Origin of the sequence: Pseudomonas sp. LLC-1 (assembly GCF_002992185.1) — a bacterium.
Taxonomy (GTDB): Bacteria; Pseudomonadota; Gammaproteobacteria; order Pseudomonadales; family Pseudomonadaceae; genus Aquipseudomonas; species Aquipseudomonas monteilii.
The window spans coordinates 139,454-152,660 of sequence record NZ_LUVY01000015.1 but is presented as its reverse complement, the minus strand read 5'-3'; the positions used below and the strand labels follow the sequence as shown (position 1 = coordinate 152,660).

The 13,207-nt window shown below is 59.5% G+C and carries 12 protein-coding genes; 4 read left to right on the top strand and 8 right to left on the bottom strand.

What is annotated here, in order from left to right:
- Positions 1–24: 24 nt before the first annotated feature.
- Together A0O30_RS15830 and zigA are read right to left on the bottom strand one after the other, a co-directional pair.
- Positions 25–651, bottom strand: a complete 627-nt coding sequence (locus tag A0O30_RS15830; protein ID WP_105947129.1) for a DUF1826 domain-containing protein — start codon at positions 649–651, stop codon at positions 25–27.
- The gene (zigA, locus tag A0O30_RS15825) at positions 648–1,856 is read right to left on the bottom strand and encodes a zinc metallochaperone GTPase ZigA (RefSeq protein WP_105947128.1); all 1,209 of its coding nucleotides are present in this window, start codon (positions 1,854–1,856) and stop codon (positions 648–650) included. Before zigA ends, A0O30_RS15830 begins: the two co-directional genes overlap by 4 nt.
- A gap of 114 nt (positions 1,857–1,970) precedes the next feature.
- Here zigA and A0O30_RS15820 point away from each other — a divergent pair, with 114 nt between their 5' ends.
- Complete coding sequence (locus A0O30_RS15820) at positions 1,971–2,351, top strand: glutamine synthetase (protein WP_105947127.1); 381 nt, start codon at positions 1,971–1,973, stop codon at positions 2,349–2,351.
- 25 nt (positions 2,352–2,376) lie between these two features.
- Positions 2,377–3,282, top strand: a complete 906-nt coding sequence (folE2, locus tag A0O30_RS15815; RefSeq protein ID WP_105947126.1) for a GTP cyclohydrolase FolE2 — start codon at positions 2,377–2,379, stop codon at positions 3,280–3,282.
- Here folE2 and A0O30_RS15810 read toward each other — a convergent pair.
- The gene (locus A0O30_RS15810) at positions 3,266–3,793 is read right to left on the bottom strand and encodes a DUF3617 domain-containing protein (RefSeq protein ID WP_016712761.1); all 528 of its coding nucleotides are present in this window, start codon (positions 3,791–3,793) and stop codon (positions 3,266–3,268) included. The genes folE2 and A0O30_RS15810 overlap by 17 nt on opposite strands.
- Before the next feature lie 132 nt (positions 3,794–3,925).
- Between A0O30_RS15810 and cls the strand changes: the two genes are divergently transcribed.
- Positions 3,926–5,365 carry a cardiolipin synthase gene (cls, locus tag A0O30_RS15805; RefSeq protein ID WP_105947125.1) on the top strand — a complete coding sequence of 480 codons (1,440 nt, stop codon included), beginning with the start codon at positions 3,926–3,928 and terminating at the stop codon, positions 5,363–5,365.
- Between the two features lie 36 nt (positions 5,366–5,401).
- Here cls and cfaB read toward each other — a convergent pair whose 3' ends face one another.
- Positions 5,402–6,586: a C17 cyclopropane fatty acid synthase CfaB gene (gene cfaB, locus A0O30_RS15800; RefSeq protein WP_105947124.1), complete on the bottom strand. Its 1,185-nt coding sequence runs from the start codon at positions 6,584–6,586 to the stop codon at positions 5,402–5,404.
- A 207-nt stretch (positions 6,587–6,793) separates the two neighbouring features.
- On the opposite strand from cfaB, the gene lpdA reads away from it, so the two are divergent.
- Entirely contained in the window at positions 6,794–8,194 is a 1,401-nt protein-coding gene (lpdA, locus tag A0O30_RS15795) for a dihydrolipoyl dehydrogenase (RefSeq protein ID WP_105947123.1), read from the top strand.
- 86 nt (positions 8,195–8,280) lie between these two features.
- Here lpdA and hcnC read toward each other — a convergent pair whose 3' ends face one another.
- From hcnC to glmS, 4 genes are all read right to left on the bottom strand, one after another.
- Entirely contained in the window at positions 8,281–9,501 is a 1,221-nt protein-coding gene (hcnC, locus tag A0O30_RS15790) for a cyanide-forming glycine dehydrogenase subunit HcnC (protein WP_105947122.1), read from the bottom strand.
- Positions 9,485–10,897, bottom strand: coding sequence for a cyanide-forming glycine dehydrogenase subunit HcnB (gene hcnB, locus A0O30_RS15785; RefSeq protein WP_105947121.1), 1,413 nt, complete (start codon positions 10,895–10,897; stop codon positions 9,485–9,487). Before hcnB ends, hcnC begins: the two co-directional genes overlap by 17 nt.
- Positions 10,894–11,208 (bottom strand): cyanide-forming glycine dehydrogenase subunit HcnA, encoded by a 315-nt coding sequence (gene hcnA / locus A0O30_RS15780; protein ID WP_105947120.1) that lies wholly within the window; start codon positions 11,206–11,208, stop codon positions 10,894–10,896. The genes hcnB and hcnA overlap by 4 nt, the downstream gene beginning before the upstream one ends.
- 160 nt (positions 11,209–11,368) lie before the next feature.
- On the bottom strand, positions 11,369–13,204 hold the full coding sequence (gene glmS / locus A0O30_RS15775) for a glutamine--fructose-6-phosphate transaminase (isomerizing) (protein ID WP_105947119.1): 1,836 nt from the start codon (positions 13,202–13,204) through the stop codon (positions 11,369–11,371).
- Between the last annotated feature and the right edge of the window lie 3 nt (positions 13,205–13,207).

The following is a 13,207-nucleotide window of genomic DNA, read 5'->3' as shown; positions in this document are numbered from 1 at the left end:
GTGGCGATGCCTCACTATGCGCTGTCAGGCAAGCCAGTCAAGGCTGAGCAACAGACGCCCCTGCTGGCCCGAAGGTGAACGATGCACCAGCCCTGCGCCTTCGTTACCTTGCCACTTCTCACCTTTGAGTAGGGCCACTTCGCCAGCGTGCAGATGCTGAATGTTATCCACAGCAATTTGAGCTGTGTGTAACTCCCCACGGGGGCTTTCCTGCTCTCGCAACCACTCGCTGCCTGGGCCTACGTAAGTGGTGAGCAACCGCAACGGCACGTTATCCACATGGAAACGCGGGCACATCGGGCCAGCCAGTACCCGCAGACGCAAACCAACCCGTCGAGCGCCGACCAGGCAGGTGTAAGCCGCCACCAGCCAGGTCACATCAGCAACGAACGCCTCATAGCCGTGTAAATCTGCCGCTTCACGCATCAGATCGGGCAATACCGGTGTTTGCTGGTCATCCACATCGATTACCCTTTGATCAGCCAAGGGCTGACCCAGACTTATCAACAGGTCAGCAAAGTCTTCCAGCTGTGCCGGCAAGCGTCGGCGCCAAACGGCCAGGTTCACACCATCCTGCAGTACTTCAGTCAGCACTTGGGGGGTTTCGCCGAATACCTGAAAGATATCCACAGGCCGGTGTGCCAAGTTCATGCTGCCACCTCCTCGTGCCATGGGCCGAACGGGTCGGGCAAACGCAGCCAGCCCATGTGGCCCAAGTCCATTTCCTGGTCCGTCAACAGGCAGGCATCAAGGGTTGTGGATAATTTTTCGAAGTCGATGTTCTGCCCGATGAACACCAACTCTTGGCGGCAATCACCGGTCTCAGCCGTCCAGTGTTTCAAGATCGCGCTAGTGTTATCCACATCCTGCGGCCACTGCTCGCGCGGCACGAAACGCCACCAGCGGCCAGCCAGACCGTGGCGCATCATTCCGCCCGCCTGCGACCAGCTACCGGCTTCCTGGTACTTGCTGGCCAGCCAGAAAAAACCTTTGGAACGCAACAGCCGCCCATTGCTCCAGTGCGTGTGGATAAAGTCGAAAAAGCGTTGTGGATGGAGCGGACGTCGGGCCTGCCAGGTCATGGCCGCGATACCGTACTCTTCGGTTTCCGGCACATGCTCACCGCGCAGCTCCTGCAGCCAGCCCGGCGCCTGGGCTGCCTGGTCAAAATCGAACAGGCCAGTGTCGAGGATACGCGCCAGCGGTACCTGGCCCATGACCATGGGCACGATCTGCGCCCGTGCATTGAGGCTGCGCAAAATGGCGATGAGCTCTTCACGCTCATGCTGGCTGATCAAGTCGATCTTGCTCAGCAACAGTACATCGGCGAACTCGACCTGTTCGATCAGCAGGTCACTGATCGACCGCTCGTCTTCTTCACCCAACGTTTCGCCACGGCTGGCCAGGCTGTCTGCTGCCTGGTAGTCGCGCAAGAAGTTCAAGCCATCGACCACCGTAACCATGGTGTCCAGGCGCGCCATGTCGGACAGGCTACGGCCCTGCTCGTCACGAAAGGTGAATGTCTCTGCCACCGGCAGTGGCTCCGAGATACCAGTGGACTCGATCAGCAAATAATCGAAACGCCCTTCTTCAGCCAGCCGCGCCACCTCCTCAAGCAAGTCTTCACGCAATGTGCAGCAGATGCAGCCGTTGCTCATTTCGACCAGTTTCTCTTCAGCGCGGTTGAGGCTCACATTGCGCTGCACCTCGCTGGCATCAATGTTGATTTCACTCATGTCGTTGACGATAACCGCGACCCGCAGGTTCTCGCGGTTACGCAATACATAGTTGAGCAAAGTGCTCTTGCCGGCGCCAAGAAAGCCGGACAGCACGGTGACGGGGAGACGATTGGGCATGGCGAACCTCTTCAGGCGGACGCATTCGAAACGATGCATTGCACAATGTTATAAAGTAACAATACAATTTCGCCAAGCCGTTCTCGACGGACGAGTGCTTACCGGGGATAAAACATGTATCTGTCACGCGCCATGGCGTTGCTGCTGCTCGCTGTGCCCAACGTGCTGTTGGCCATGCCACAAGCCAGTACGCTGGCGCTTTGTACGCGAAGCGCCACACTGCTCGCCTGCCAGGACAGCAAAGGTAGTTACTACAGCGTGCGCACCGACGGCAGTACGTTCTACCTGCGCGGGTACGACCACGGCACCCGGCGACTATGGGCACAAACCAACAGCCGCTACGGCACGTTGACCTTTTTCACCGGCCTGGCCAGCGATGGTGAGGCCTGGGTGGGCTACAGCCGCCGCGTTGGCTGGACCACCTTGAACCGCGTATCCAGCTCCAGCGGGCAGCGCTTCAGCCTACATTGCAGCTTGATCGGCGGTTGCCGTTGATGCCTCTTTTTATCTGGAAAGCCAAATGACCCAGCTCAAGCTCCCCGACATCGCCGCACAAACCCAGAAGTACACCTTGCCGTTGAGCTGGGTTGGCATGTGCGGAATTGCCCTGCCTGTGCAGTTCGAAGGGCGCACTGCAGCTGCCAAAGTCGATGCAGGGGTAAGCCTGGTGGATGGTAGTTCACGCGGCATCCACATGTCGCGGCTTTACCTCGCACTGGAGTCATTGGAACACCAGCCACTCACACCGCTGGCAATGAGGCAGCTCCTGGCAGATTTTTTATCCAGCCATGACGGCCTGTCTTCCGCTGCCTACTTGCGAATCAGCTTCGAGCATCTGCTGAAAAGACCTGCCTTGGTCAGCCCCTTGGCAGGTTGGAAAAGCTATGCCGTAACCGTCAATGCACGCATTGAAAATGAAATGTTCCACGTGGAACTATCGGTTTCCGTGCCTTACTCCTCGACCTGCCCATGCTCGGCAGCGCTTGCAAGGCAGCTGATTCAACAGCAGTTTCAGGCGAACTTCAGCGAGCAGCAGGTTGATCAATCTGCCGTTCTGCAATGGCTTGGCAGTGCCGAAGGAATTGTGGCTACACCCCATAGCCAGCGAAGCAATGCTCAGATTCAGGTGCGCCTGCACAGCAATCAGCAGGTGCTGCCAATTACCGAACTGATCGATCGTATAGAGGCGAGCTTGGGTACAGCAGTGCAGACAGCAGTGAAGCGCGCAGACGAACAAGCCTTCGCCTTGGCCAACGGGCAAAACTTGATGTTCTGTGAGGATGCCGCCCGACGCCTGCATAAGGCACTACGGCAAGTTGAATGGAGTACCGCTTTCAAGCTGCGTGTGGAACATGCAGAAAGCCTGCATGCCCACGACGCGGTTGCCACCAGCCAGTGGCAATGGGATATCAGCTGCGCGGTTTAACCGCGCCGCAGTCATTGCCTAACCACACCGCACGGGTGTTCATGCTGCCTTGCTGCTGCACACCTGAAGCGTTGAACGTACCACTGACCTGGGTGGTGAATTCACGATCACTGAGGAAAGTAGCCTGGCCACTGCCCTGAGCCTTCGGGCAGCTGAACTGGAACTTCCACACATTACCGGTACGGTCGGTGATCTTCTGAGTGCAGCCGGATTTCGGGTCTTGCAGCGGGATGTCATTGGTTGCCACCTGCTCTGGCGTCAGGCACGAACGCACGCCATTTCCTCCAACGGTCACCCCCTGTTTGGCCAACACACCTTCCATCATGGCACGCTGCTCGGGCGGCAGGTTTTTCAGCTGGCCGAGCATGAACGCCATGTCAGGTAACGGCTTGCCATCGACCTGCATGTTGCTGGTGGTCAGCTCCCACAAACCGGGTTGCAGCATCTGGGCATGCACCAGCGGGCTGCTCATACCTAGGGCCAACGCCAACAGTGGCAGACGAATCTTCATGGATGAACGCTCCTGAGAAAAGCCGGCCAAGCGGGCCGGGCTGAGCCTTAGACGCCAAATCCACCTGCGGGTTGCAAGGCGGGCCGGGAACGTGTTCTGTTACCCCTAGTGTACTCGGCAAGCAGGATGCATATGGATTACCACAGCCCCTACTTTTTTGGTTACCTACTCGGCCTTATCCACCTGTTGGGTATCGTCGCCGCGCTCCACGCACTGTTCACTGTACGCACCGCCCAAGGCGCAATTGCCTGGGCCATGCCCCTGTTCTTCATCCCTTACCTCACCTTGATCCCCTACCTGATCTTCGGCGCCCGCTCGTTCTATGCCTACATCAAGGCCCGGCGCCAGGCCAACCAGGAAATGCACGTGGCCATGGCCAACCTCAACTGGCGGCCTTGGGTGGAAGAAGCCCTCACCGCCCGCGAGTCGGAAAGCTACGCAGCCTTGCGCGCAATGCCCAAGCTGGGGCGCATGCCTTGCCTTGCGAACAACCAGGTGAAGCTACTGGTCAATGGCAAAGCCACATTCGATGCCATCTTCGCGGCTATCGAAAAGGCACGCGATGTGGTGCTGGTGCAGTTCTTCATCATTCATGACGACACCCTCGGCAAGGCACTGCAGCAACTGCTGTTGCGCAAGGCCGCCGAGGGGGTGCAGGTGTTCGTACTGTATGACCGCGTCGGAAGCCATGCCTTGCCGGCCAGCTACAGCCAGCAACTGCGCGACGGCGGTGTGCAGATTCATGCCTTCGCCACCCGCCGGGGCTGGTTCAACCGCTTCCAGGTGAACTTCCGTAACCATCGCAAGATTGTGGTGGTGGATGGCCTGCTCGGTTTTATCGGCGGCCACAACGTGGGGGACGAATACCTCGGAGAGCATCCTCAGCTGTCGCCCTGGCGCGACACCCATGTGCAGATCAGCGGGCCGGTGCTGGCCTGCTTGCAGGAATCGTTCGCCGAGGATTGGTATTGGGCCACGCGCCAGCTACCGCCGCTGATTCTGCCGGATGCCTACCCCGATAACGGCGTGCTGTGCCAGGCGTTGGCCAGCGGCCCCGCCGACCCGCAGGAAACCTGCTCGTTGTTCTTCCTCGAGGCGATCCATTCCGCTACCCGGCGGGTATGGATCACCAGCCCTTACTTCATCCCGGACGAAGCGGTCTTTGCTGCACTGCGCCTGGCGGTACTACGGGGCGTCGATGTGCGGGTACTGATCCCGTCACGGCCAGACCACCGCATCGTCTATGCAGCCTCCAGCCTGTTCGCCTTCGAAGCCGTGCGCGCGGGTGTGCGCATGTTCCGCTACCAACCGGGCTTCCTGCATCAGAAGGTGGTGCTGGTAGATGATGAGGTCAGCGCGATCGGCAGTGCCAACCTGGACAACCGTTCGTTCAGGCTGAACTTCGAGATCACCCTCCTGACGGTCGACCGCAGCTTCGCCGACCAGGTCGAACACATGCTGATCAATGACTTTGAACAGGCGCGGGAGATTACTGCGGAGGACAGCCGCGATACACATCGGCTACAGCAATTGGGGATGCGGATTGCGCGGCTGATTTCACCCATTCTGTGAGAAAGGCCGCCTCCCTTGCAGAGGCGGCCATGGGGTTCAGCGATACATGTCCTCACGCGTCCATGGCAAGTCGTGGTGGCCATCCGCATAAGGCTTCACTGCCAAAATCTGGTGCAGGTTGATCCAGCCTTTCTCAAACGCATAGGCACAGCCTGCAAGGTAGAGGCGCCAGATACGCAGGGTTTTTTCCGGCACCAGCGCCGCGGCTTTGTGCAACTGGTTCTCCAGGTTTTCGCTCCAGTGGTGCAAGGTCTTGGCGTAGTGCAGACGCAGGCTTTCCACGTCTACGACCTCCAGCCCCGCTTCACAGATACTGGCGCTGATCATCGACAAATGAGGGAGCTCACCGTGAGGGAACACATAACGGTCGATGAACTCACCTGCACCCCGCCCCACCGGACGGCCATCGACGTGTTTGGCGGTGATGCCGTGGTTCATCACCAGCCCGCCTTCCCTGACAGCACCGAACAGTTTCTGGCAATACAGCGCCAGGTTGGCATGCCCGACATGCTCGAACATGCCCACGCTGACCACTTTGTCGAAGCGACCATCTTGGGGCAAATCGCGATAATCGAGAATCTGCAGCTCCACTTTGTCGGCCAAGCCCTCGGCTTTGACACGCTGCCGGCCGAGCTTGAGCTGCTCCTTGCTCAGGGTGATACCGAACACCTTGGCGTCATATTCGCGTGCTGCAAAACGCGCAAGCCCACCCCAACCACACCCGACGTCTAGCAGGTAGTCACCGGCATTCAGCCGCAGCTTGCGGCACAAGTGATCGAATTTATCCTGCTGCGCCTGGTCGAGCGTGTTGTCCGGTTCACGGAAGTAGGCACAGGAATAGGCCATATCCTGATCCAGCCACAACTGGTAGAAGGCGTTGGATACGTCGTAGTGGTAAGAGATGGCTTCGGCGTCGGTGTGCTTGTCATGAGACCGGCGTTGCGGCAGCTGTTCATCCTCGTCCGTGAACAGCGCTTCGCTCAGCTCATCGCACACACGAATGGCTTCACCGATATCGCCTTCCAGTTCCAGCTTGCCTTCAACGAATGCTGTGCCCAGCTGTTCCATGCTTGGGTGGGTCAACTGGCCAATAAGCTGAGGCTCCTTGACCAGGATCGTGACCTGCGGGCTAGGCCCCAGATCGAACTGGTTTCCGTCCCACAGTTTCAGCCGCAGCGGCAGATGCAAGCTCTGCAGTGCCGGTGGAAGTTGCGCAAGCATGAACGACCCTCCTGTCCGTATATGGCCACGACGCCTGATATTTCGAACGTCGCCGGATCAGAGTAGTTCATTCGTGGGAGGTTTCCTCTATACGAGACCATGGTCTAGAACCAACTGATCTTATCCACACAGAGGATTGTATACAATTTTAACGTCTCAGCTTAACCTTGTGCCCCTCTCGCGCTTCTTCATCCTGGAGTTGAACCCATGAAATCCTATGACGTGGTGATCATCGGCGGTGGCCCTGGTGGCTACAACGCAGCCATCCGCGCCGGCCAGCTGGGCCTGACCGTTGCCTGTGTGGAAGGCCGCTCGACCTTGGGCGGTACCTGCCTGAACGTGGGCTGCATGCCGTCCAAGGCGTTGCTGCACGCTTCCGAACTGTATGAGGCCGCCAGTGGCGACGAGTTCGCCCACCTCGGTATCGAAGTGAAACCCACCCTCAACCTCGCCCAGATGATGAAACAGAAGGACGAGAGCGTAACCGGGCTGACCAAAGGCATTGAGTACCTGTTCCGCAAAAACAAGGTGGACTGGATCAAGGGCTGGGGCCGCCTGGATGGCGTTGGCAAGGTTGTGGTCAAGGCCGAAGACGGCAGCGAAACTGTGCTGCAGGCCAAGGACATTGTCATTGCCACCGGCTCCGAACCCACCCCGCTGCCGGGCGTGACCATCGACAACCAGCGCATCATCGACTCGACCGGTGCGCTGTCCCTGCCGCAAGTGCCCAAGCACCTGGTCGTGATCGGTGCCGGTGTGATCGGCCTTGAGCTGGGTTCGGTCTGGCGCCGCCTGGGAAGCCAGGTCACGGTCATCGAGTACCTCGACCGTATTTGCCCGGGCACCGACACGGAAACCGCCAAGACCCTGCAGAAAGCACTGGCCAAGCAAGGCATGGTGTTCAAGCTGGGCAGCAAAGTGACCCAGGCCACCGCCAGTGCCGACGGCGTGAGCCTGATGCTGGAACCTGCCGCCGGTGGCACGGCAGAATCATTGCAGGCCGACTATGTGCTGGTGGCTATCGGCCGCCGCCCTTATACCAAAGGGCTGAACCTGGAAAGCGTAGGCCTGGAAACCGACAAGCGCGGCATGCTCGAAAACCAGCATCACCTCACCTCAGTGCCGGGTATCTGGGTAATCGGCGACGTCACTTCCGGCCCGATGCTCGCACACAAGGCCGAAGATGAAGCCGTGGCCTGTATCGAACGTATCGCCGGCAAGCCCCACGAGGTGAACTATAACCTCATCCCTGGCGTGATCTATACCAAGCCGGAACTGGCGACAGTGGGCAAGACCGAAGAGCAGCTCAAAGCCGAAGGGCGTGCCTACAAGGTCGGCAAGTTCCCCTTCACCGCCAACAGCCGCGCCAAGATCAACCACGAGACCGAAGGCTTCGCCAAAGTCATCGCCGATGCCCAAACCGATGAAGTACTGGGTGTGCACCTGGTGGGCCCAAGCGTCAGCGAGATGATCGGTGAGTTCTGCGTGGCCATGGAGTTCTCGGCCTCGGCAGAAGATATCGCCCTCACCTGCCACCCCCACCCTACCCGCTCCGAGGCATTGCGCCAGGCAGCGATGAATGTGGACGGCATGGCGATGCAGATCTGACAGCACCCCTTCGCAGCCAAAGGCCATTCACCAGGATGGGCCTCAAGCTGCGAAACGGGCATTTCAAACGCCTGCGACTTTACCTGTCAGGCAAACCTGGATGCCAGGAATGGCGAGATATCCAGCGGCAGGGTTTCGTTGTGAATGACCTTGTCCAGCATCACACCGGTGATTGCCGACGTCAGTATCCCGGTACGGAAATGCCCACAGGCATTGAAGTACCCCTCGACTCCGCTCACCGGGCCAAGGATCGGCAGTTCATCGGGGGAACCTGGGCGCAAGCCTGCCCAGGTTCGCTTGAGGTTCACCTCGGCAAGCTCGGGTAAACAGCGCACCGCACCTTGCACCAGCGTGCTGATCTCCGGGAAGGTGTTGCTGACATCGAACCCTTTATCCTCGGTGGTGCTACCAATCAGGATCTCGCCGTTGTCCTTCTGCGCCAGGTAGCAGTCACTGGTGGTCAGGCAACCGTTGAGCAGTTTGGGCAAGCGCTCGGTCAGTACGATCTGCCCTTTCACCGGCGTCACCGGGATGGTTTTGCCGGTCGCCCACTGGCTCAGGTCGGCGGCCCAGGCGCCAGCAGCATTGATCAGGCTGTGGCAGTGAATATCCCCCGCCGTGTCGGTGTTCACGCCTTTGATGCGATCACCAACATGCATCACACCCGTGACATTGGTGTTCAGGTAAAGATCTACACCGTTTTGCCGCGCCGCTTCCAGGTACGCGTCGCCCAGCCGGAACGGGCTTACCTGATGATCGCAAAGAAACTCCAGCGCCCCTTTGGCTTTTGCAGTTACCGCCGGCTCCGTCTCTCGCAGTTCCTGCTGCCCCAGCCAGCGCACCTGGTCGGCCAGATGTGGAATGTGCGAAACGATGTGCTCGGCATACAGCTGGTCCTCTTCATCCTGGATGATGTACTTCAAGCCGGTCCGCTCGAACTTGAAATCCATCCCGTGACGCTCGATCAGTTCCTGGTGCAGCTGTGGATAAAGTGCGTTGGACTGCAAGGCAAAGTCGAAGAAACACTGCGGCAGGATATGCGGCGTAGAGGCATCAACCGCGACCGCAGCGCCCTTTGCTTCACGCTTGGCGCGTGAGGACATCATGCGGAAGAAGATCACCCCACAGCCCAGCCCCACCGACTCGCCGATGGCCCATAAACCACCCGCGGAAGCACGGGTTGCATTGCCCGGGCGTTTGGCATCGATCAGGGCAATCCGCAAATTGCCGCGCCTGGACAATTGATAAGCACAGGAAGCGCCGATAACGCCGCCGCCAGCAATGACGATGTCATAAGTCCTGTTCATGTTCAGCCTCCTTGTGCAGGTTCTCGAACGCTGAGAACGGGATCGGGTCGATGGGAAAGCGTGGGCGTAGCCAACCCACATCCTGCCGGCCAGTGGAGGCCCGCAGGCGATCGCTGCAATAACCGACACACATGCGCCCTTGGCAGTCGCCCATGCTCACCCGGGTGCGCATCTTCAGGCTGGCCATATCAGGCACGCCTTGCTCCAGGGCCAGGTCGATGGCACTGCGCGTCACATGTTCGCAACGGCAGATAACGGTGTCGGCTTCAGGCAATTCGAGTTGCAGCGTGCCACGGGCGGTGTAACGTTCCACGCCGGCCCTGAATCGTCGAATAGTCGCCAGCTTGCCCTCGTAGCATTCCCGCTTGCGCTGGGCTTGTTTGCTATCGAGCACACCCATCTGCTGCAAAATGGACAATGCAGCAATGCGCCCGGTCAGTAACCCGGCTTCTCCCCCGCAAATGCCAGCCATGTCGCCGGCTACATGGATATGGGGGACACTGCTCTGCTGCCAGGTATCGCATTCAGCGCGCAGGTAGCCGTCCTCACTGTAGGTATGCGCCAGCCCCAGCTGTTGGCTGAGCTGGGTGCGCGGGATGAACCCATAGCCGACGGCGAGTATCTCTACGGTCTCGCAGCGTACGCGGCCCAGGTCGGCTTGCCATTGCTGGTCGTAAGGCGCCAGTTGCACTTGGCCCAGCTCTGCCCCTCCTGCGGCCCTTACCACACCCCAGCCGTAGTGCATGGCAATACCGTGCAGCTTCATGTAGGCAAGCAGGCTCAAGCCCTGGAGAAACAGTTGCGGCTTGTTCATCAGGGCCAGGCTTTCCTTGGCCATCCGGTTGAAGCCACATGCCTCGTAAACGCCGGCGACCTCGGCACCTGCAGCATGTAACTGGCAGGCGACCAGGGGCAGCAAAGGACCGGTACCCGCAATCAAGGTCCTGCCCAGCGGTTTCACAACACCACTCTTTATTTGCAGTTGCAGGCCACCCAGCAGGATCACGCCGGGCAGGGTCCACCCCGGGAAAGGTACACTGCGCTCATGGCACCCGGCCGCTAGCAGCAAATGCTTGTATTCGACTTCGTGCAACTTGTCATCGGCATCGAGCGCCATCAATCGGCTGTCATCGCCTCCGACAATACGGCTGTGCAAACGCGTCTCTATCCATTGCGCGCAGCCGGCAAAATCCTCATGCAACTGGTGGAGAGCATTTCGGTATCGGCTGCCCAGGTAGTCCAGGTTCACCCCGTCACGCAGCGGCCCTCTGTAGACAACGCCACCTGTACGGGACGCCTCATCGAACAACACGCTGGGTACACGATACTTGGCCAGTTCAATGGCCGCCGCCATCCCGGCGGGCCCACCTCCGACAATGATCGGGCGTTGGCTCATGACGGTTGCCCCTGACAGACCCGGTTGACCTCGGTCTCGATACGCATGCCGTCGCGCACCAGTGTCTGGCAGGCACGTCGCTTAGGCTTACCGTCGATGGCAACCAGGCAACAATGACAAACCCCCATGCCGCAGTACGAGCCAGAAAGCTGGCCGTGATCATTGCGGGCAAGCTGGCGCAGCCCCACGGCGTTCATCACACTCAGGACAGTTTCGCCAGCAGCAGCAGCGACAGCCCGGTCATTCAGATACAGGGTCAGTTGCCCTTGCGCGATGGGCTGGATGTCGTATTTGCGTTGATGTTCTTGCATCACTCATACCACTCAAGATCAGGATCAGAGCGGTCAAGTTAGTGCAGCCATCGACTGTGAAACATGATCTGGATCGGATGTTCTGGTGAGCTATTTCCTAATATTCAGAAAGAAAAAAGCCCTCCATGTGGAGGGCTTTTAACCAGCAAATGACGGCTACTTACTCGACCGTCACCGACTTGGCCAAGTTACGCGGCTGGTCTACGTCGGTGCCCTTGAGCACGGCCACATAGTACGACAGCAGCTGCAGTGGAATGGTGTACAGGATCGGCGCCAGCGCATCGGCGATGTGCGGCACCTTGATCACATGAGTGCCTTCACCATTGGTCATGCCAGCCTGCTCGTCGGCGAACACCACCAACTCGCCACCACGGGCACGCACTTCCTGCAGGTTGGACTTCAACTTCTCCAGCAGTTCGTTGTTCGGCGCAACGGTAACCACCGGCATGTCGTTGTCCACCAGTGCCAGCGGGCCGTGCTTCAGCTCGCCTGCCGGGTAGGCTTCGGCGTGGATGTAGGAAATCTCCTTGAGCTTCAGCGCACCTTCCATCGCCACCGGGTACTGTGCACCACGGCCGAGGAACAGGGTGTGGTGCTTGTCGGCGAACAACTCAGCGATTTTTTCGACCGTGGCATCCATGGCCAGCGCTTCGCCCAGACGGGTCGGCAAGCGACGCAGTTCTTCAACCAGCTCGGCTTCGACACCCGCTTCCAAAGTACCGCGCACCTGGCCAAGGGCCAAAGTCAGCAGCATCAGTGACACCAGCTGGGTGGTGAAGGCTTTGGTCGAGGCCACGCCGATTTCCGGGCCGGCCAAGGTCAACAGGGTCAGGTCCGACTCACGCACCAGCGAGCTGATGCCCACGTTGCAAATTGCCAGGCTGCCGAGGAAACCCAGCTCTTTGGCGTTGCGCAGTGCGGCCAAGGTATCGGCGGTTTCACCGGACTGCGAGATCGAGACGAACAGGGTATCCGGTTGCACCACCACCTTGCGGTAACGGAACTCGCTGGCCACTTCCACCTGGCACGGGATGCCGGCCAGGCTTTCCAGCCAGTAACGGGCGACCATGCCTGCGTGGTAGCTGGTGCCGCAGGCAACGATCTGCACATTGCGCACCTTGGCGAACAGTTCGGCAGCCTTCGGACCGAAAGCCTGGACCATCACGTTGTCCTTACCCAGGCGGCCTTCCAGGGTGCGCTGAACGACGCTTGGCTGCTCGTGGATTTCCTTGAGCATGAAGTGGCGATAGTTGCCCTTGTCAGCAGCCTCGGCACCTTCATGGTACTGCACGGTTTCGCGCTGGACCTTGTGGCCGTTCTCGTCCCAGATGGTGACCTGATCACGGCGAATTTCAGCGATGTCGCCTTCTTCCAGGTACATGAAGCGGTCAGTGACCTGGCGCAGGGCCAACTGGTCGGACGCCAGGAAGTTTTCGCCAAGGCCCAGACCGATGACCAGAGGGCTGCCGCTGCGTGCTGCTACCAGTCGGTCGGGCTGCTTGGCGCTGACCAGTGCCAGGCCATAAGCGCCATGCAGACGCTTGACGGCGGCTTTCAGCGCATCGGCCAGGTCTGGAGTGCTCTTCAGGGTGTTGTGGATAAGGTGGACGATCACTTCGGTGTCGGTCTGCGAAGTGAAGGTGTAGCCCAGGCCTTTCAGCTCTTCACGCAGCTCTTCGTGGTTCTCGATGATACCGTTGTGCACCACCGCCACTTCATTGCCCGAGAAGTGCGGGTGGGCGTTGCCTTCGGTCGGCGCACCGTGGGTAGCCCAACGGGTATGGGCGATACCCAGCTGGCCAGCCAGTGGGTCAGCCGCTACAGCGGCTTGCAGCTCACTGACCTTGCCGATGCGGCGACGGCGCTGCAATTCACCGCTTTGGGTAAGGACGGCCAGGCCTGCGCTGTCGTACCCGCGGTACTCCAGACGCTTGAGGCCTTCGATCAGGATGGCAGTGATATTGCGCTCGGCGATGGCACCAACGATTCCACACATGTT

Excerpts from the sequence above, each read along its gene's own strand:
- cfaB (WP_105947124.1), bottom strand. The coding sequence starts at position 6,586 with ATGCTTGCGCAACTTCCACCGGCACTGCAGAGCTTGCATCTGCCGCTG.
- cls (WP_105947125.1), top strand. The coding sequence starts at position 3,926 with ATGGATTACCACAGCCCCTACTTTTTTGGTTACCTACTCGGCCTTATC.
- A0O30_RS15820 (WP_105947127.1), top strand. The coding sequence starts at position 1,971 with ATGTATCTGTCACGCGCCATGGCGTTGCTGCTGCTCGCTGTGCCCAAC.
- hcnC (WP_105947122.1), bottom strand. The coding sequence starts at position 9,501 with ATGAACAGGACTTATGACATCGTCATTGCTGGCGGCGGCGTTATCGGC.
- lpdA (WP_105947123.1), top strand. The coding sequence starts at position 6,794 with ATGAAATCCTATGACGTGGTGATCATCGGCGGTGGCCCTGGTGGCTAC.
- A0O30_RS15830 (WP_105947129.1), bottom strand. The coding sequence starts at position 651 with ATGAACTTGGCACACCGGCCTGTGGATATCTTTCAGGTATTCGGCGAA.
- zigA (WP_105947128.1), bottom strand. The coding sequence starts at position 1,856 with ATGCCCAATCGTCTCCCCGTCACCGTGCTGTCCGGCTTTCTTGGCGCC.
- A0O30_RS15810 (WP_016712761.1), bottom strand. The coding sequence starts at position 3,793 with ATGAAGATTCGTCTGCCACTGTTGGCGTTGGCCCTAGGTATGAGCAGC.
- hcnA (WP_105947120.1), bottom strand. The coding sequence starts at position 11,208 with ATGCAAGAACATCAACGCAAATACGACATCCAGCCCATCGCGCAAGGG.
- hcnB (WP_105947121.1), bottom strand. The coding sequence starts at position 10,897 with ATGAGCCAACGCCCGATCATTGTCGGAGGTGGGCCCGCCGGGATGGCG.
- glmS (WP_105947119.1), bottom strand. The coding sequence starts at position 13,204 with ATGTGTGGAATCGTTGGTGCCATCGCCGAGCGCAATATCACTGCCATC.
- folE2 (WP_105947126.1), top strand. The coding sequence starts at position 2,377 with ATGACCCAGCTCAAGCTCCCCGACATCGCCGCACAAACCCAGAAGTAC.